The 18,743-nt window shown below is 72.9% G+C and carries 11 protein-coding genes; 6 read left to right on the top strand and 5 right to left on the bottom strand.

Annotated features, from left to right (window positions below):
• Positions 1-1,609 precede the first annotated feature (1,609 nt).
• Positions 1,610-2,830 carry a sensor domain-containing phosphodiesterase gene (locus J2S44_RS14630; RefSeq protein WP_310413460.1) on the bottom strand — a complete coding sequence of 407 codons (1,221 nt, stop codon included), beginning with the start codon at positions 2,828-2,830 and terminating at the stop codon, positions 1,610-1,612.
• Positions 2,831-2,953: 123 nt separating this feature from the next.
• On the opposite strand from J2S44_RS14630, the gene J2S44_RS14625 reads away from it, so the two are divergent.
• From J2S44_RS14625 to purE, 3 genes are read left to right on the top strand one after another with little or no spacing between them, the layout of a single operon-like run.
• Positions 2,954-4,990, top strand: a complete 2,037-nt coding sequence (locus tag J2S44_RS14625; RefSeq protein ID WP_310413457.1) for a thioredoxin domain-containing protein — start codon at positions 2,954-2,956, stop codon at positions 4,988-4,990.
• 8 nt (positions 4,991-4,998) lie between these two features.
• Entirely contained in the window at positions 4,999-6,147 is a 1,149-nt protein-coding gene (locus tag J2S44_RS14620) for a 5-(carboxyamino)imidazole ribonucleotide synthase (RefSeq protein ID WP_310413455.1), read from the top strand.
• Positions 6,148-6,167: 20 nt separating this feature from the next.
• Entirely contained in the window at positions 6,168-6,638 is a 471-nt protein-coding gene (gene purE, locus J2S44_RS14615) for a 5-(carboxyamino)imidazole ribonucleotide mutase (protein WP_310429669.1), read from the top strand.
• 30 nt (positions 6,639-6,668) lie between these two features.
• On the opposite strand, the gene J2S44_RS14610 is transcribed toward purE, so the two are convergent.
• Positions 6,669-6,992 (bottom strand): STAS domain-containing protein, encoded by a 324-nt coding sequence (locus J2S44_RS14610; protein ID WP_310413452.1) that lies wholly within the window; start codon positions 6,990-6,992, stop codon positions 6,669-6,671.
• A gap of 187 nt (positions 6,993-7,179) precedes the next feature.
• On the opposite strand from J2S44_RS14610, the gene J2S44_RS14605 reads away from it, so the two are divergent.
• Genes J2S44_RS14605 through J2S44_RS14595 form a run of 3 tightly spaced genes read left to right on the top strand, consistent with a single transcriptional unit; the run spans position 7,180 to position 10,777 of the window.
• A complete protein-coding gene (locus tag J2S44_RS14605) occupies positions 7,180-8,133 on the top strand; it encodes a helix-turn-helix transcriptional regulator (RefSeq protein WP_310413450.1) in 954 nt (317 codons plus the stop codon).
• 49 nt (positions 8,134-8,182) lie between these two features.
• On the top strand, positions 8,183-10,000 hold the full coding sequence (locus J2S44_RS14600) for a CheR family methyltransferase (RefSeq protein ID WP_310413447.1): 1,818 nt from the start codon (positions 8,183-8,185) through the stop codon (positions 9,998-10,000).
• Between the two features lie 60 nt (positions 10,001-10,060).
• Positions 10,061-10,777, top strand: a complete 717-nt coding sequence (locus J2S44_RS14595; RefSeq protein ID WP_310413444.1) for an STAS domain-containing protein — start codon at positions 10,061-10,063, stop codon at positions 10,775-10,777.
• 10 nt (positions 10,778-10,787) lie between these two features.
• On the opposite strand, the gene J2S44_RS14590 is transcribed toward J2S44_RS14595, so the two are convergent.
• The 3 genes from J2S44_RS14590 to J2S44_RS14580 form a co-directional block, all read right to left on the bottom strand.
• A complete protein-coding gene (locus J2S44_RS14590; RefSeq protein ID WP_310413441.1) occupies positions 10,788-11,906 on the bottom strand; it encodes a sigma-70 family RNA polymerase sigma factor in 1,119 nt (372 codons plus the stop codon).
• Positions 11,907-12,130: 224 nt separating this feature from the next.
• Entirely contained in the window at positions 12,131-17,038 is a 4,908-nt protein-coding gene (locus tag J2S44_RS14585) for an SCO7613 C-terminal domain-containing membrane protein (protein ID WP_310413438.1), read from the bottom strand.
• A 157-nt stretch (positions 17,039-17,195) separates the two neighbouring features.
• Positions 17,196-18,623, bottom strand: coding sequence for a UDP-glucose dehydrogenase family protein (locus J2S44_RS14580; RefSeq protein WP_310413434.1), 1,428 nt, complete (start codon positions 18,621-18,623; stop codon positions 17,196-17,198).
• Positions 18,624-18,743: the final 120 nt, after the last annotated feature.

Here is an 18,743-nt window from a genome sequence, read left to right as displayed (position 1 = left end):
TGCTCCCGCGGGCAAACCCGCGGCGGCCTCCGACTCCGCCGGCGCTCCGCTCCGGCCGCCGCGCCGGAGCCGGTCCCGCCGTTGCCCACCGTCGAACCGGCCACGTCTCCCGCGGCTTCCGTCCGCACCGCCGCCGCCGGTTCCCGGCTGACCTCCGGCCGGGTGCGACGTGCGGCAAGGACGCGTTTCGCTGCCGGTGCGCGGCTTTCCCGGTGGAATGCGCGGTGCCGTGGGTATTGCGATGCCGCTGCCGGTCACGTTTGATCACCGGTGCGGTGCGGTGCGGTGCGGTGCGGTGCGGTGCGGTGCGGTGCGGTGCGGTGCGGTGCGGCGGTAGGTGAGCGATACCGCTGCCGGTTCGCGACCGAGTACCGGCAACATGCGGCCTGCGTGGTCTGCCTGTGATGCCTTTACCACTCGCGGCTGAATCATCGGCAGAACGCGCCTGCGGCGCCACCACCGTTCACGGCTGATTGCCGGCGAAGTGCGGTGCGCGATGCCGCTCTACGATCCACGATGAATTCGGTCGGGTGCGGTGCGCGGTGGGCGTCCGATGCCGCTGCCGGTTCGCGACTGATCGCCCGAGATATGCGGTATGCGGGGTCGGTGTGCGATGCGACTGCGGGTTCGTGACTCATCGGTGGTGGCGTGAGCGCGTGCGCGGATTCGTGGCTCACTGCCCGTGGCGTGCGCGCGTGCCGATGATTCGCGGCTGATTGCGGGCGGCGTGAGTGCGGTGCTGCGGTTGGTGGCTGATTGCCGGCGGTGTGCGCGCGTGCAGCGGATTCGCGTCTGATCGCCGGTGGCGTGCGCGGTGGTGCTGTGGTTGGTGGCTGATTGGCGGTGGCGCGCGCGGTGCATCGGATTCGCGGCTGATCGCGGGCGCGTGAGCTCCGTGGTGCCGCGGGTTGGCGGTTGATCACCGGTGCCGTGAGCTGTGCCGTGGCTGTGGTATCCGCAGCTGATCGCGGGTGGCCCGCGGCGTGTGGCGCCGGCGGTTCGTGGCCGAGTTCCGACCGACGTGAGCCGCGCGGATCCGTAGGGCCGGGTGGCACGTGGTGGTGGCGGTAAATGCGTTGCCCCGTCTGATCGGAATCGCGCACAGTTGAGGCAGGCCCTCGCGAGTTGGCCGGATTTATCCGGCTTATCGCGGCACGCGGGCGTCTTCGGTGGCTTGCCGCGATGAGTCACCATCTGAAGTGATCGTGACGACCCGCCGGACGGAACGCGCAACCGCCCGGATCGGACCAGTGCGAACCGTGTCGTCACGGGGCGGTGTGCCACCCGGGAAAGGCTGCCGCCCCTCGATCGTCGGCGCCGAAAAGTGTCATACCGCGGTCGTAGACTAGAACAAACGTTCGACAAGAAGGGGCCGTCATGGTGCACAAGGTTCTCACCACGCACAACGGCAGCGAGTGGTCGTGATCTGATCACGACCGACGGGGCCGCACATCCCTGATGACGGGGCGGCGGGACATGGAGGCCGTGTCCCGCCGCCTCTGTCCGACTTCGGACCCCCTCGGTCCAGGTCTCTCTCCCGCACCGCGCCCGGACCAGCCCGCACCGCGCCCGGACCAGCCCAGATCGGCCCGGATCGCGTTGTCCAGGCTTAGAGCGCGTCCAGGTCGAAGACGACGGAGTCGGTGAGCTGGGCCGGTGGGCAGGGGCGGGAGAAGATCCAGCCCTGGCCGTAATCCGCGCCGAGCGCGCGCAGGATGCGCAGTTCGCCCGGTGTCTCCACGCCCTCGGCGATCACCTTGGAGCCGCTGCCCTGGGCGAAGGAGATCAGCGCGCGGCTCAGCGCCTGCCGGATCTCGTCGCCCTCGATGCCGCGGACCAGGCCGATGTCGAGCTTGATGATGTCCGGACGCAGTTGCACCACGCGGTTCAGGCCGGCGTACCCGGCACCGACGTCGTCGATCGCCACCCGCAGACCCTGCTGCCGCAGCGGCGCCAGCGCGTCGCGCACGTCGGTCAGGTCGTCGATCTTCTCCTGCTCGGTGAGCTCGACCACGAGCCGGTCCAGTGGCGCGTCGCCGAACAGTTCGAGCGTGCCCGGCGCCAGGATCGTGGTGGGGGACAGGTTCAGCGACATGAAGCCCGGCGTGTCCCGGCTCGCGGCGAGCGCGTTGCGGATCGCGGCGCGTTCCAGCGAGATGCCCTCGCCGATCCGGGCCGCCTCCTCGAACCAGGTCAGTGGCGACCCGGTGGGGAACCGGCTGAGCGCTTCCGAGCCTGCGATCTTGCCGCTGGTCAGGTCGACGATCGGCTGGACCACCACGACCGGCCCACCGTCCCGCTCCAGCTCGGCCAGGCAGCCGCGGATCCGCGCGTGTTCCCGGCGGGCCGCGTCCGCCGCGCTCAGCGTGACCGTGACGATCTCCGCCACGTCGTTGAGGTAGTCCAGGTCGCGGGTGTTCAGCGTGCGGTCCGGTGTGGCGGAGAAGCAGCACAGCGTCCCGTAGATCTCGCCGTTGCTCAGGCGCAGCGGCGTGCCCAGGTAGTTGCCGATGCCCAGCGCCGCGGTGACCATCAGGGCCTCGGTCATCGCGTTCGCGGCGGTGTCCGGCACGATCGGGTCCAGCCGGCCGTCCACGATCCGCTGGCAGTAGGTCTCCTCCAGGGGGTTGCCGAGACCGGGGCTCAGGCCCGGGATCGGTGACTCGGCGTCCACCCAGCGGAAGACGCGTTGGTCGCCGACGAACTCGGAGATGAACGCGACGTCCATGCCGAGGCGACGGCGGACCACCTGGAGCACCTGCTGCAGCGCGTCCGTGACGGCGGCGGCGGGTGCCGGTCCGTCCGGCGCGAGCAGGGGCGAGAGGTGCATGTCCCCAGTAATCGGCAGCGGTCCGGCCGGTCCGAGAGATCCGCGGCCGGGTGAAGCGCGTCACACCGCGTACCCGCAGATGATGTGGGGTTTGATGCTCCGGCCGTGTGGAAGGGTGAGGGTATGAATCGGCTCGCGGACGCCACTTCCCCCTATCTGCTGCAGCACAAGGACAATCCGGTCGACTGGTGGCCGTGGGGCGAGGAGGCGTTCGCCGAGGCGCGGCGCCGCGACGTGCCGGTGCTGATCTCCGTCGGCTACGCGGCCTGTCACTGGTGCCACGTGATGGCGCACGAATCGTTCGAGGACGAGGCGATCGCGCACCTGGTCAACGAGGGTTTCGTGGCGATCAAGGTCGACCGGGAGGAGCGGCCGGACGTCGACGCGGTGTACATGACCGCCACGCAGGCGATGGCCGGGCAGGGCGGCTGGCCGATGACGGTCTTCGCGACGCCGTCCGGTGACCCGTTCTTCTGCGGCACGTACTACCCGAAGGCCACGTTCGCCGGGCTGCTGCAGTCGGTGGACCGGGCCTGGCGGACGCAGCGCGAGGACGTGGTCAAGCAGGGCGCGGCCGTGGTCACCGCGATCGGCGGCGCGCAGCTGGCCGGCGGGCCGACCGCACCGATCTCCGCCGGGCTGCTGGACGCGGCCGCGGCGCGGCTGGCCTCGGAGCACGACGAGCGCGCCGGCGGGTTCGGCGGCGCGCCGAAGTTCCCGCCGCACATGAATCTGCTGTTCCTGCTGCGCCACTGGCAGCGCACCGGTGACGCGCGGTCGCTGGAGATCGTCCGGCACACCGCGGAGTCGATGGCCCGCGGCGGCATCTACGACCAGCTGGCCGGTGGGTTCGCGCGGTACTCGGTCGACGCGCACTGGACCGTGCCGCACTTCGAGAAGATGCTGTACGACAACGCGCTGCTGCTCCGGGTCTACGCGGAGCTGTGGCGGCTGACCGGCGACCCGCTGGCCCGCCGGATCGCGGACGAGATCGTCTCCTTCCTGGCCCGCGACCTGCTGACCGACGACGGTGGGTACGCGTCCGCGCTGGACGCGGACACCGACGGCGTGGAGGGTCTGACCTACGCCTGGACGCCGGACCAGCTGCGCGAGGTGCTCGGCGACGACGACGGCGCCTGGGCCGCGGACCTGTTCCAGGTGACGCCGGGCGGAACGTTCGAGCACGGTACGAGCACGCTGGTGCTGGGCCGGGACGTCGACGACGCGGACCCGGCGGTCATCGAGCGCTGGCGGAACGTGCGCACCCGCCTGCTCGCCGCGCGTGCGGGCCGGCCGCAACCGGCCCGGGACGACAAGATCGTCGCGGCCTGGAACGGGCTGGCAGTGACCGCGCTGGCCCGCTACGCGATGGCGCTGGACGGAACCGCCCCGCCGGCCGCGGACGGGCTGCCGGAGGCGCTGGGCGAGCGGGCGGTGGCGGCCGGCGGCGCGCTGATGTGCGCGCGGGTGCTCGCCGAGCGGCACCTGGTCGACGGCCGGCTGCGGCGCGTCTCCCGGGACGGCGTGGTGGGCTCCCCGGCCGGCGTGCTGGAGGACTACGGCTGCGTGGCCGAGGCGTTCTGCGCGATGCACGAGCTCACCGGCAAGGCCGAGTGGCTGGAGCGGGCCGGTGCGCTGCTGGACACCGCGCTGGCCCGGTTCGGCAACGGCGCCGGTGGCTTCTTCGACACCGCGGACGACGCGGAGAAGCTGGTCACCCGGCCGGCGGACCCGACCGACAACGCCACCCCGTCCGGGCTCTCCGCGATGGCGAACGCGCTGATCGCGTACGCCGCGCTGACCGGTGAGACCCGCTACCGAGACGCGGCCGAGGCGGCGCTGCGCACGATCGCGCCGATCGCGGACAGGCACCCGCGCTTCACCGGCTACTCGCTGGCCGCGGCGGAGGCGTTGCTCTCCGGGCCGTACGAGATCGCGGTCGTCACCGAATCGCCGGAGACGGACCCGCTGGTCAGGGCCGCGGTCAGGCTGGCGCCGCCCGGCGCGGTGGTGGTCGCGGGCCGGCCGGACCAGCCGGGTGTGCCGCTGCTCGCGGACCGGCCGATGATCGACGGAAAGCCGACCGCCTATGTCTGCCGCGGCTTCGTCTGCGACCGCCCGGTCACCTCGGAGGAGGAGCTGGCGGCCAAGCTACGCTGATCGGCGAGATGGATACCAGAACCGGTCTGCCCGTTGTCGGCATGGTGGGCGGTGGCCAACTGGCCCGGATGACCCACCAGGCCGCGATCGCCCTCGGCCAGTCACTGCGCGTGCTGGCGCAGTCTCCCGACGACGGCGCCGCGCTGGTCGCCGCGGACGTCCAGATCGGTGAGCACACCGACCTGGACGCGCTGCGCGAGTTCGCGAAGTCGTGCGACGTGGTCACGTTCGACCACGAGCACGTGCCGTCCGCGCACATCCGGGCGCTGGCCGCGGAGGGGTTCGCGGTGCACCCGGGGGCGGACGCGCTGCAGTTCGCCCAGGACAAGCTGCTGATGCGTACGCGCCTGACCGAGCTGGGCTTTCCGGCGCCGCGCTGGCGTACCGTCGAGGGCCTTGATGATCTTGTGCAGTTCGGCGACGAGGTGGGCTGGCCGGTCATCGCCAAGGCCACCCGCGGTGGGTACGACGGACGCGGCGTCTTCCCGCTGTCCGACGCGGACGAGGCCGCGGCGCTGGTCGCCACCGGCACACCGTTGATCGTCGAGGAGCGGGTGCGGCTGGTCCGGGAGCTGGCCGTGCTGGTCGCGCGCTCGCCGTTCGGGCAGGTCGCGGCGTACCCGGTGGTCGAGACCGTGCAGCGGGACGGCATCTGCGTGGAGGTGCTCGCGCCGGCGCCGGACCTCTCCGAGGAGCTGGCCGTGGCCGCGCAGGAGCTGGCGATCGGCGTCGCGAAGCAGCTCGGCGTGGTCGGCCTGCTCGCGGTCGAGCTGTTCCAGACCGCGGACGGGCTGCTGGTCAACGAGCTGGCGATGCGCCCGCACAACTCCGGTCACTGGACGATCGAGGGTGCCCGCACGTCGCAGTTCGAGCAGCACCTGCGCGCGGTGCTGGACTACCCGCTGGGTGAGACCTCGCTCGCCGCGCCGGCCGTGGTGATGGCGAACCTGCTCGGTGGCGAGCCCGGTGGCATGAGCATCGACGAGCGGCTCCACCACCTGTTCGCCGAGGACCCGGGGATCAAGGTCCACCTGTACGGCAAGCAGGTCCGCCCCGGCCGCAAGATCGGGCACGTGACCGCGCTGGGTTCGGACATGTCGTCGGTGCGCGCCCGGGCGGTCCGGGCCGCGAAGTGGCTTCAAGAGGGACAGTGGTGAGCGTTTCCGTTGGCGTGATCATGGGCTCGGATTCGGACTGGCCGGTGATGAAGGCGGCCGCCGAGGCACTGGACGAGTTCGGCGTCGCGCACGAGGTCCGGGTGATCTCCGCGCACCGCACCCCGCAGGGCATGCTCGACTACGCCACCGGTGCGGCCGGGCGCGGCCTCAAGGTGATCATCGCGGGTGCGGGCGGCGCCGCCCACCTGCCCGGCATGGTCGCGTCCGCGACGCCGCTGCCGGTGATCGGCGTGCCGGTGCCGCTGAAGTACCTGGACGGCATGGACTCGCTGATGTCGATCGTGCAGATGCCGGCCGGCATCCCGGTCGCCACCGTGTCGATCGCCGGCGCGCGCAACGCGGGCCTGCTCGCGGTGCGGATCCTGGCCGCCGCCGACCCGGAGCTGCAGGCGAAGGTGACCGGCTTCCAGGCGGCGCTGACCGAGATGGTCGCGGAGAAGGACGCGAAGCTGCGGGCGTCGCTGGGTTAGGGCCCGTTTCACCGGCGGGCCGCGGCCCGGTCATCCCTTGTGCGGCAGGTCCTGGGTCCGGCCGAGCACGGTCGCGGCACCGGTCGCCTGCAGCACGAACTCGACCACGCTGTTCGTGCGCAGGACGCGCAGCTCGCCGCCGTGCGCGAGCGCGAGCCGACGGCAGTCCAGCAGGGCGCGGACCGTGCCGGCGTCGATCAGCGTGACGCCGGCGAAGTCGATCGTGATGTGCGGGTGCCCGTCGACGAGCGCCCGCCGCACGGCGCTGACGAGCTGATGCCGGTTGTCACGGTCGAACGCGCCGACCGCCTCCAGCCGGGCGGGCCCACGGGCGAGGACGCGTGTTCCGGTCACCCTCTCATGGTGTCCGCCCCACCCCGGCGGTGCTAGCTCGCGAAACGACCGTCGGATCGCCGACTGTGCGGAAAACGAAGCCGCCCGCTCACCCGAACGGATGCCGGCGTACTCGCGGGAGTGTTCCACGGCCGCCCGGCTCGTTTATCGGATAACCGAGCAGCACGGTGGGAGATGCCGGAGAGCCATGGCGACCGTGTTCGAGACCACCGACGTCGACGCCGCGCACGAGTTCCTCTGCCGTGCGTACGGACGGCTGCGCCTGCGGGCCACCTCCGACGAGCACCATGTCCGGTTCGGGCACTATGCGCTCGGCGCCGCGCAGCTGCATCGCAACTCGTTCCGGATGAGCATCGACGTCGACAGCGCGCCGCAGCCGGAGCTCATCCTCGGCCGGGTCGTCGACGGGCACATCGCGTTCCGGACCAGCGGCCCGGTCCGGGTCTACGGCACGCCGGGCGAGGCGTTCGTCGCGGTCCAGCCCGGCGAGTCGCACCGGGCCGCGCTGGAGAACGCGCACCTGGAACTCGCCGTGCTCGACCCCGGGCTGGTCACCGAGGTCGCGGACGGCGCACCCGGTCGCGCGGAGCGCCCGATCCGGTTCGCCGCGCACGTGCCGGTTCCCGCACGGTCGGCCTGGCTGTGGGACACCACGTACGACTACGTGCTCCACTGTCTCCACGCCACCCCGGAGGCGGTCGAGGAACCGCTGGTCGCCGGCAGCATGGCCCGGCTGCTCGCGGCGACCGCGCTCGCCGTGTTCCCGCACGACGGGCTGACCGAGCCCACCATCGAGGACCGGCACGACGCGCACCCGGCCTCGCTGCGCCGCGCGGTCGCGTTCATCGACGACAACGCGCACCGGGACATCAGCCCGGCCGACATCGCCACGGCCGCGCACGTCTCCGTCCGCGCGCTGCAGATGGCGTTCCGCCGGCACCTCGAGATCACCCCGCGCGGCTACCTGCGCCGCGTCCGGCTCGCGCACGCGCACCGGGACCTGCTCGCCGCCGACCCCCGGGGCACGACGGTGATGGGGGTCGCGGCCCGCTGGGGCTTCGCCGACCACAGCCGGTTCACCGCGCAGTACCGGGCGGTGTACGGCGTGACCCCCTCCTGGACGCTGCGGCGCGCGGACTGACGCTCGAGGTGCGGTAGCTTTTGCGCATCGGGTAGCGGAGAGGCGTGCCATGGACCAGGCCGACCGGCAGTTCGAGGAGCTGCTGATCCATCTGAAGGAAGCGCGCGGCTTCGACTTCACCGGATACAAGCGGTCGAGCCTGATGCGCCGGGTCGGCCGGCGGATGGCGACGCTGCAGATCGCGGAGTACGCGGACTACGTCGACCACCTCCAGGTGCACCCGGACGAGTTCACCGCGCTGTTCAACACCATCCTGATCAACGTGACCTCGTTCTTCCGGGACCCGGAGGCGTGGGACAGCCTGCGCCGGCTGGTGCTGGAGCCGCTGGTGACGGCGAAGGCCCCGGACGCGCCGATCCGGCTGTGGAGCGCCGGGTGCGCGTCCGGTGAGGAGGCGTACACGCTGGCGATGCTGCTCGGTGAGGTACTGGGCGTCGAGGCGCTGCGCCAGCGGGTCAAGATCTACGCCACCGACGTGGACGAGGAGAAGCTCAACGACGCCCGGCACGCGACCTACGACGCGACCGCGATCGCGTCCGTGCCGCCGGAGCTGGCCGCGAAGTACTTCGAGCCGGCCGGGCAGCGGTACCAGTTCCGGCCGGACCTGCGACGGTCGGTGATCTTCGGCCGTAACGACCTGGTCCAGGACGCGCCGATCTCCCGGATCGACGTCCTGACCTGCCGTAACACGCTGATGTACTTCACCCCGGAGACGCAGGCGCGGATCGTGGCCCGGTTCCACTTCGCGCTGGCCGACGGGTGCACGCTGTTCCTCGGCCGGGCCGAGACACTGCGGCACCAGAGCGCGATGTTCCTGCCGATCGACGTCAAGCAGCGGATCTTCCGGCGGTTGCCGCGCGCCATGGCCGGGTACCCGGCGCCGGCGACCGGGCAGCACCAGATCGTGCGCGGCACGGACGGGCCGGTCGGCGTCGACCACATGCGCAACGCGGCGATGCTGGCCAGCCCGGTCGCGCAGATCGTGGTCACCGCGGACGGGCTGGTCGCGCTCAGCAACCAGCAGGCCGAGCGGCTGTTCGGCGTGTCCGCGCGGGACGTGGGCCGGCCGTTCCAGGACCTGGACGTGTCGTACCGGCCGGTGGAGCTGCGCACCTACATCGAGAAGGCGCTGACGGAACGCCGGACCGTGCACATCGACGACGTACGACACCACGCGACGTACCTGGAGGTGCAGGTCACGCCGCTGCAGGACGGGGACGCGGAGCCGCTCGGCGTGGCGCTGGTCTTCCAGGACGTCACCGCGGCGCGGCGGCTGCGCGACGACCTGGAGACCGCGAACCGGGAGCTGGAGACCGCGTACGAGGAGCTGCAGTCGACGAACGAGGAACTGGAGACCACCAACGAGGAACTCCAGTCGACCGTCGAGGAGCTGGAGACCACGAACGAGGAGCTGCAGTCGACCAACGAGGAGCTGGAGACGACGAACGAGGAGCTCCAGTCCACCAACGACGAGCTGCAGAACAGCAACGAGCGGTTGCGGCGCAGCACCGCGGAGCTGGACGGCGCGAACGCGTTCCTGGACGCGATCCTGTCGCACCTGCGGGCCGGCATCGTGGTGGTCGACCAGAGCCTGCAGATCCGCGCCTGGAACCGGCAGGCGGAGAACCTGTGGGGCCTGCGTTCGGATGAGGCGGTCGGCGAGCACCTGCTGAACCTCGACATCGGGTTGCCGGTCGACCGGCTGCGCCCGCTGATCCGGCAGGCGCTGGGCGGCGAGCCCGAGCCGGCGGAGATGCGGCTGGACGCGGTGAACCGGCGTGGACGTGTCATCACCGTACGAGTAGCGTGCAGTCCCATGCTCGACGAAGGGGTGCCGGTCGGCGCCATCCTCGTCATGGAGGAATAGGGACGTTGGCCGCCTCCGGACCGGGGTACTCAGCAGCGAGCCCACACGGAAGGTACGGCCGTGCTGACTTGGACCGTCGATTCGGGTGACCGCCGCACCGTGGTGACGGTGTGCGGCGACCTGACGATGAGCGACGCCGGCCGGCTCCGGACCGTACTGCTCAAGTGCCTCGCGGAACAGTCGGAGGCGCTGCTCGTCGACCTGTCCGGGATGCGGGTTCCGGAACCGCACGCGTTGAGCGTGTTCACCGCGGTGGTCCGGCAGGCGGCGACCTGGCCGGGCACTCCGGTGCTGCTCTGCGCGCCGGCGCCGGCCACGGCCGAGCTGCTGGCCGGCGGCGGGTTCGGCGCGCTCACCGTGCTGGCCGGACTGCGCGAGGCGCGGGCGCTGCTCGACGCCGGTGACTCGGGGATGCTGATGGTCACGGACGATCTGCTGCCGATCCGCGGGGCGTCCCGGCACGCGCGGGACGTGGTCACCGACGCGTGCACCCGGTGGACGCTGCCTCAGCTGGTCGCGCCGGCCTCGGTCGTCGCGGGCGAGATGGTGGCGAACGTGATCGATCACGCCGGGACGATGATGACGTTGCGGGTGACGCTCCGGCCACGGTTCCTCTACGTGGCGGTGCGGGACGGCTCGCCGGAGCCGCCGGAACCGTTGCACCCGCCGTTTCGTCCCGGGTCCGGGCTCGCACTGATCAACGCGTCCGCCACCCACTGGGGCTGGATGCCGGCCGCGGACGGGAAGGTGGTCTGGGCCGCGCTCGGGCTCCGATGAGCGCCGCCGGTCACCGGCCGGCGGGCCGGACCAGGTAGCCCAGCCCGATCGCGGCCATCAGGCCGGTCAGGTGCGGGGCGGCACCGACGATGCGCAGCCGCACGCCGCGGCCGTGCGCGGCGGTGTGCACGGCGACCAGCACGCTCAGGCCGGCCGCGTCCATCGACGGCACGCCGCTGAGGTCCAGCACCAGCGCGCCCGGCCGGCCCGCGGTGAGCGCGGCGAGCAGGCGGGCGCGCAGCTCCGCCGCGTTGTCCCGGTCGACCTCGCCGTGGACGCGGGCGTGCCGGACCCGGCCCGGACCGCTGCACAGCACCACCCGGACCTCCGGCTCGTCGGCCGCGCCCGGCCACGGCGGCACGGTGTCGGTGAGCAGCGCGGTCCGCAGCCAGGCGAGCGCGCGGTTGAGCAGCCGGGACACCTGCATCTGCGAGATGCCGAACTGCTCGGCGATCTCGGTCTGGGTCAGGTTGCCCCAGTAGCGCAGCGCCAGCAGCCGGCGGTCCCGCTGCGGCATGCGCAGCAGCAGACGGGTCATCGTGGCCCGGTCGTCGACCGCGGCCAGCGACGGGTCGATGGTGCCGAACAGGTCGCCGAACTCGGCCTCCTCGCCGGAGCCGAGCTGCCGGTTGAGCGAGACCGGCAGGTACGCGGCGAGCGACGTGCGCGCGGCCCGCACGTCCGCCTCACCGACACCCAGGAAACCGGCCAGCTCGTCGTCGGTGGGCGGCCGGGCGAACCGGGCGGCGAGCATGCCGGTCGCGCGGTTGAGGTCCAGGCCGAGGTCCCGCATGCGGCGCGGCACCCGCACGCCCCAGGTGTGGTCGCGGAAGTGCCGGCGCAGCTCGCCCCGGATCGTCACCACCGCGAACGCGGTGAACGAACCACGGCTCGCGTCGTACCGGTCGACGGTCTTGATGAGACCGATCCGGGCGACCTGGTCGAGGTCCTCGGCCGGTTCACCGCGGCCGTAGTAGCGGCTGGCCAGGCGGCCGGCGAAGGGCAGCGCGGAGCTGATGAACTCGTCCCGCAGGCGGCGCCGCCCGGCCTCGCCCGCGGCCGCCCGGACCCGGACGTAGCGCTCCGCGCGCGCGTCGAGGTCCTGATCCGCGCCGAGCTGGTCGAGCATCGCGCCTCATCCCTTCACACCGGGACCCGGGTGGGTCATCCGACCCTAAACCTCCGGCCGTCGATCCGGTGCCGGTTCCACCATCGATCCGGGTACCCCGTCCGGGCATTTCCCGACCACCCACCGGCTTGCAGGGAGGCCGCCCGCGGCCGACCGGTGCCCGCGGGAGCACCGGGACCCGGCCACGCCGGAAGCGGGAACAGGATGTCGTTCCTGGATCCGGCCTACCGCATGCGGCCGATGTTGCCGCGGAAGGCCAGTGCCCGGCGCCGGTTCTCGTTCGTGGCGCCGAGGACGAGCAGCAGCAGGCCGACCGGCAACAGCACGAGCCACGCGCTGACCAGCGTGATGACGAAGTGCAGCGTGGCGATCGTGGTGACCACCGCGCCGATGATCAGCGGTGCCTGCTGCTGGTAGCGGGAGCCGACGACCAGGCAGAGCAACGCGCCGAGCAGCAGCCCGACCTGCCGCACGCCGGTCGTCTCCCGCGAGATCACCAGCACCAGCGTGGGCAGGAACGCGGCGATCAGCGCCGGCCCGTACGCGTACCAGCTGCTCAGATCCTCGCGGCGACGCGACTCCAGCCAGCCGATGAGCAGCGCGAGCGCGGCGAACGGCAGCGTGTACGCCTCCGGGAGCGCCACGTCCGCGACCACCATGAGCAGCAGCCACGCGCCGACCTCCAGCCCGACCGAGATCCAGAACAGCATCCGCCGCTCGGACTCGGCACGCGGCCGGCTGGACGCCAGGCCCAGCACCGCACCCCACGCGGCCAGCAGCGCGGCGACGTGCGGGGCGGAGTCGAACGCGAGCGCGAGCGCCAGCACCGCGGCGGCATATCCGGCCCACTCCACCGCGTACGCCTCGCGCACCGCCACGGGGTCGCGCAGCCGCGGCAGCATCGCGCTGGCGATCAGCAGGCCGGCGCCGACCGCGAGCACGCCGAACGCGGCCCAGTAACGGTCCCGGCCCGCGGTGAGCACCAGCGTCACCACGAACAGCTGCGCCATGATCGCGGCGAACAGCCAGCCGAGGATGCGGGAGATCTCGATCCGCCCGCCGAGCGCGGCGACCAGGCCGACGCCGACCGCGGCGCCCAGCGTGAAGAGCGTGAGCGGCCGGGTGGCGAGCGCGCCGGCCAGCCCGGCGCCACCGGCCAGCATGCCGATGACGAACACCAGGATCCGGGACGCGCGCAGCGGGCGCGCCGCGGCCGTGTAGAGCGTCGGCGTGAGCGCGAGGCCGAGCATCGAGATGGTGAACACCGCGAGCGCGGCCGTGGTCGCGGTCGGCCAGTTGTAGTCCAGCGCGATCGGCGTGATCAGGATGGTGGCCGCCAGGCCGGGCAGGATCACCGGCACGGACAGCAGCGGCCGGTTGCCGCTGAACCCGAGCGCCGCGAGCGTGGCGACGCCGGTGAGCAGCAGCGCGGCCAGCACGCTGGTGCCGTCCAGCGGCCGGTCCGGCAGCGGGTCGAGCAGCGCGTCCACCGGGCCGCCCCAGATCAACTGCAGCTGCTGGTACGGCGTGACCAGCGCGGCCACCAGGTACGGCAGGATCAGCACCACCGCGATGATCGCCGGGATCGCGCCCGCGTAGAGCGCGCCCATCGCCGGGCTGACCGTCCACCGGCGACTGACCGTCATCGCCCGGCTGAAGATGTCCTGGAACCGGCCGCTCGCGCTCGGCGACCACCGCTGCGCCGTGGTGACCACGCGCGCGGGTGGGTTCGTGCCGCCGCGCAGCAGTTCCGCGAGCACGCCGAGCAGCGCCGCCGCGGCGGCGTAGAGCGCGGCCGGGTGGTCGGTCGGCAGCGAGGCCAGCGCCGTGAGCGTGGCCCCGCCGGTGATGCCGATCGAGGTGTACGGCAGGTACTGCGGGATGTCGCGGGCGATCGTGGCCAGCACGGCCAGCCCGAGCGCGGACCCGGCCAGCGCGGAGAGCAGCACCACGTCCACGTTCCGGCCGAGGTGCGCGGCGATCGCGGCGAACACGCCCGGCGCGGCCAGCAGCGCGCCACCGGCACCGGCGCCGCCGATCAGGGACAGGTGCCGGGGCAGCTCGATGCGCCCGGCCTCCAGGTCGCCCGCGGTGGCGCGGGCGGTCCGGACCCGCCGGGCCAGCGGGCCCTGCTCGCCGGCGAGCACGGCGACCAGCACGCCGATCGCCGCGATCATGGCGAGCGCGGCCGCGGTGGTCCACGGCCGGACCACGCTGACGGCGGCCGCGTGCAGCGAGACCACCACCGCGGCGGCGAACCGGGCGTACCCGGCGGACGGCACGGTGGTCAGCACGGACGCGACGCCGTAGACGAGCGCGACGAGGCCACCGACCACGATCGGCGACCACCACGGCCAGCCGAGCGCGGCCGGCGCGGCGACGGTGGCGAGCGCGACACAGCCGGCGGCCGCGTTGTATGCCAGCGGCCGGTTCAGCGCGAGCGCGGCCGCGCCCGCGAGCATCAGCAGCGCGATCGGCACCTCCGCGCCGCCGGTGGACGGGGACGTGGTCCACGAGCTCAGATCCGCGTCCCAGAGCGAGCCGGAGACCGCGAGCGCGCGCAGGCCGGCACCGATCGCGAGGTATCCGGCGATCGCGGCGACGACCGCGCCGGCCACCGTGACACCGGCGGTCGGGCCGCGCCGCCAGTCGGCCGGCAGCAGCCAGGCACCGGCCGCCACGATCAGCACCATCAGCGCGGCCACCGCGAGCTGGGAGGCCGGGAACGCGATCGCGCCGACCCGGGCGAGCGCACCGATCACCGCGACGGTGGCGGCGGCCGCGGCCACGTCCGCGCCGTCCAGCACCATGTCCGACCGGCGGCCGGAGTCTATCTGCGGGGTGAGGAACAGCAGCACGGCCGCGACCAGCAGCAACGCGCCGACCAGCACGTCCGCGGGCGAGGTGTGCTGGGCGCCGAACGACGCGGCGGCGACCGCGAGCGCGCCCAACCCGGCGCCGACCGTGACCGGCAGGCTGATGGCGCGCTGCGCGACCTGGTTGATCGCGGCGTAGCCGAGCGTGATCGACACGGCGAGGAAGCTGGCGGCCAGGATCGGCAGCGTGTCGGACGGGGCGTCGGTCGCGGAGACCGCGGCCACGGCGGACGCGACCGCGCCGGGGAACGCGAACGCGGCGCCGCCCCGGGCCCAGTCGCCGATCACCCAGGCGAAGAGCCGCTCCCGCGGGATCAACTGCGAGCCGACCGCGATCATGACGCCCGCACCGGCCAGCGCGGTCAGCACGGCCGCGGTCAGCCACGGGCGGGACACGGCGGCGCCGGCACCGGCGATGCCGACCACGGCGGCCGCGATGACGTGCGCGTAGGCGCCGTTCCTGGTCCGGGCGGCGAGCCCGGCGAGACCGATGCCGATCGCGCCGGCCACCAGCGGCCACGGCGCCTCCGACCAGGGCAGCGCCAGCGACGCGGGCACGGTCAGCGCGGTCACGGCCACGCCGGCGACCGCGCTCTCGTAGCGGACCTCCGACGGCAGCGCCAGCGCGGCCGCGATCGTGATGAACAGCGCGCTCAGCGCGAGCTGCCAGTCCGGGTAGTTCGCGAACCGGGCCAGCTCGGCCGAGTACGCGGTCAGGTCCGTACCCCACGGCGGCAGCGCGGCGCGGACCGGCGCGATCGCGGCCGGGATCGCGGCGATCGCCACCACGAGCGTCAGCACGGTCAGCGCGACCGCGGACGCCAGCTGCGGGCCACGGCGCAGGTGCGCGGGGAGCATCCGGACGCCGACGCCGGTCAGCGCGACCGCGGCCGCGATCGCGACGAGCGCGCGGCCGGGCACCGCGACCGCGGCGATCCGGGCGATCGCGCCGATCACCGCGAGCGTCATCGCACCGGCCGCGAGGTCACGCAGGCCGGGACGGCGCAGCAGGGTCGCACCGGCCAGGCCGGCACCGGCCGCGAGCAGCAGGACCAGGGCCGACCGGTACGCCGCGGACGGCGTGCCCGCGCGGAGCACCGCGACCGTGGCGAACAGCAGCGCGACCACCACCGCCACGCCGAACAGCGCCCAGATCAGCTCCGTCAGGTAGCGGCCGGACGGCGGTGCGGTGGCCCGCCGCGGCGGCTCCGCGTGCAGCACCGCGTCGGGCTCCTCGTCGGCGCCCTCGGGGCGCTCACCGGACCGCCGCGGCGCCGGCACCGTGACCGTGCGGCCCCGGGGCCAGGCGGGGGCGAGCGTGCCGTAGCGCAGCAGCACCCGGGTCAGCGCGAGGTCGAGCACCGCGACCAGCGTGAAGATCAGCGCCCAGCCGGTGGCGCTGTTGCCGGCGGCCTGGGACAGCAGCAGCGGCAGCACCGGCTGCAGCGCGAGGATCATCGCGTACCGCGGGGTGGCCAGCGAGGTCATGCCGGCGTAGAACGCGGCGACGGCGGCGGTGACCGCGAACGTCAGACCCAGGAACAGCCCGTCGGGTACGTCACTGCCGCCGAACGCCTGGACCTCGTGGATCGCGTAGCCGAACAGCGGGACCAGCAGGATGCCGATCGCGGAGATGGTCTCGGCGGTGGAACTGAGGCCGCGGCGCTCCACCACCGGCGCCAGCGCGAGCATGGCCAGCGCGGCGATCAGCAGCACCACGACGCGCGCGACCGAGTCGACGTTGCCGATCGCGACCGCGACGAACACCACGGCCGCGGTGCCGAGCACCAGCCAGGCGAGGCCGAGGATCAGGTTCTGCACGGAGCGGGACGAGGTCTCCGCGTGCTCCGGCCGGGGCGCGTCGTCGTCCAGCGGCGCCACCCGGGGCCGGCTGCCCGGCGGCGGGGGCAGCGGCGGCTCGTCCATCACCGCGGTGGGCGCGCCGGCCCGCGGCGACGCGGCGGGCCGGGCCGCACGGCGACGGGTGCGGCGGGTCTGCGTGCGGGCCTTCTCCTGCGCCTTCTCCCGCACGGTGTTGGCGGCGCGCAGCGTGTCCCGCTGGAACATCGCGGTGTTCAGGTCCGCGGCGAGCTGGGCGCGCTCCTTGGCGAGCTTCATGTCGCGCTGCTTCAGCTCCGCCATGGCCGCGTCGATCCGGGAGATCTCCTCCTGGAACGTGTTGATGTGTCCGCAGTAGGGGCAGCGCACCGCCGGGTTGATCTGCCGGCCGCAGGAAGCGCAGGGATAGGTTGCCATGCGTCACCCTCCACGTTCACTTCCGCGATCGCCCTCATAGGAAGCATGCCGAAACGACCCGGGTGTTGGGTAGCCCTGACGATCTATTTCCACGCGAGCGGGCACGGAAACGGCCGGGGTTCCCGCGGAACCCCGGCCGTGGTGAAGCGTTGATCCGTTACGGGCGGCCCATGCCCCGGTACTCCCAGCCGGCGGCGACCCACGCCGTGTTGTCCAGGCAGTTCCGGCCGTCGATGACCTTCTTGCCCTTGGCGATCTCGCCGAGCGCGACCGGGTCGGCGTTGCGGAACTCGGCCCACTCGGTCAGCACGCAGACCAGGTCCGCGTCCTGCACGGCCGCGTTCATGCTGTCCTCGTAGGTGACCGTGGGCAGCGCACGGGCGGCGTTCTCGTTGCCCTGCGGGTCGTAGGTGTGCACGTCCGCGCCGGCCTTGCGCAGCAGCGCCGCCACCGCGAGCGCCGGAGCGTCGCGCACGTCGTCGGAGTTCGGCTTGAAGGTGGCGCCGAGCACCGCGATCTTCGTGCCGGACAGGTCCGGGCCGGCCGGGCCGAAGCGGCGGCCGAGCAGGTCCGCGGCCACCTGCAGCACCTTGGTGCGGCGACGCAGGTTGATCAGGTCGACCTCGTGCAGGAAGCGCAGCGCCTCACCGGCGCCGAGCTCCTGGGCCCGCGCCTGGAACGCGCGGATGTCCTTCGGCAGGCAGCCGCCGCCGAAGCCGACGCCGGCCTGGAGGAAGCGGTTGCCGATGCGCGGGTCGTAGCCGATCGCCTTGGACAGCTGCGTGACGTCCGCGCCGGCGACCTCGCAGACCTCGGACATCGCGTTGATGAACGAGATCTTGGTGGCCAGGAACGCGTTCGCCGCGACCTTGACCAGCTCCGCGGTGGCGAAGTCGGTGACCACCATCGGGACCTCGCGGTCCTCCGTGGCGGCCAGGTCGAAGACGCCCTTGTGCGCGGCGAAGAGCATGCCGTTCGCCCACTCGGTCTTGACGCCGACCACGATGCGGTTCGGGCGCAGCACGTCCTCGACCGCGAAGCCCTCCTGGAGGAACTCGGGGCTCCAGGCGACCTCGATGCCCAGCTCCGGGTCGGCGTGCTTGCCGACCAGCTGCTCGATCCACTCGGCGGTGCCGACCGGGACGGTCGACTTGCCGACGATCAGCGCCTTGCGCGTGATGTGCTGGGAGAGGCCGCTCACGGCCGCCTCGACGTAGGACAGGTCCGCGCCCATTCCGTCGGCGCGCTGCGGGGTGCCCACGCAGATGAAGTGCACGTCACCGTGCTCGGCGGTCTCGGCGTAGTCGGTGGTGAACCGCAGCCGGCCGGAGGCGAGGTTGCGACGCAGCAGCTCGTCCAGGCCGGGCTCGTGGAACGGCACCGAACCGGCGGACAGCTTCGCGATCTTGGCCTCGTCCACATCGAAGCCCACCACCTCGTAGCCCAGCTCCGCGAAGCAGATCGCGTAGGTGGCACCGAGGTAGCCAGTGCCGAGGAAGGTCAGCCTCGGACGCGGCGCGCCGGACGGCGGGGTCACCGGGGCAATCGCCTGCACGGACTGGCTGGTGGGGTAGGGGATCGTCACGCCTTTTCTCCGCTCACAGCATGTTTCGGCCTTGGGCGCAGGCGACAATAGTCAGGGTTCCTACGCGTCGGTAACAAGGATCTGAATGACGGTCGGTATCCTCGCATCCGCGCAGGTCGC

It is taken from the genome of Catenuloplanes niger (assembly GCF_031458255.1).
Lineage (GTDB): Bacteria > Actinomycetota > Actinomycetes > Mycobacteriales > Micromonosporaceae > Catenuloplanes > Catenuloplanes niger.
This window is presented reverse-complemented; position numbering and strand designations above follow the sequence as displayed.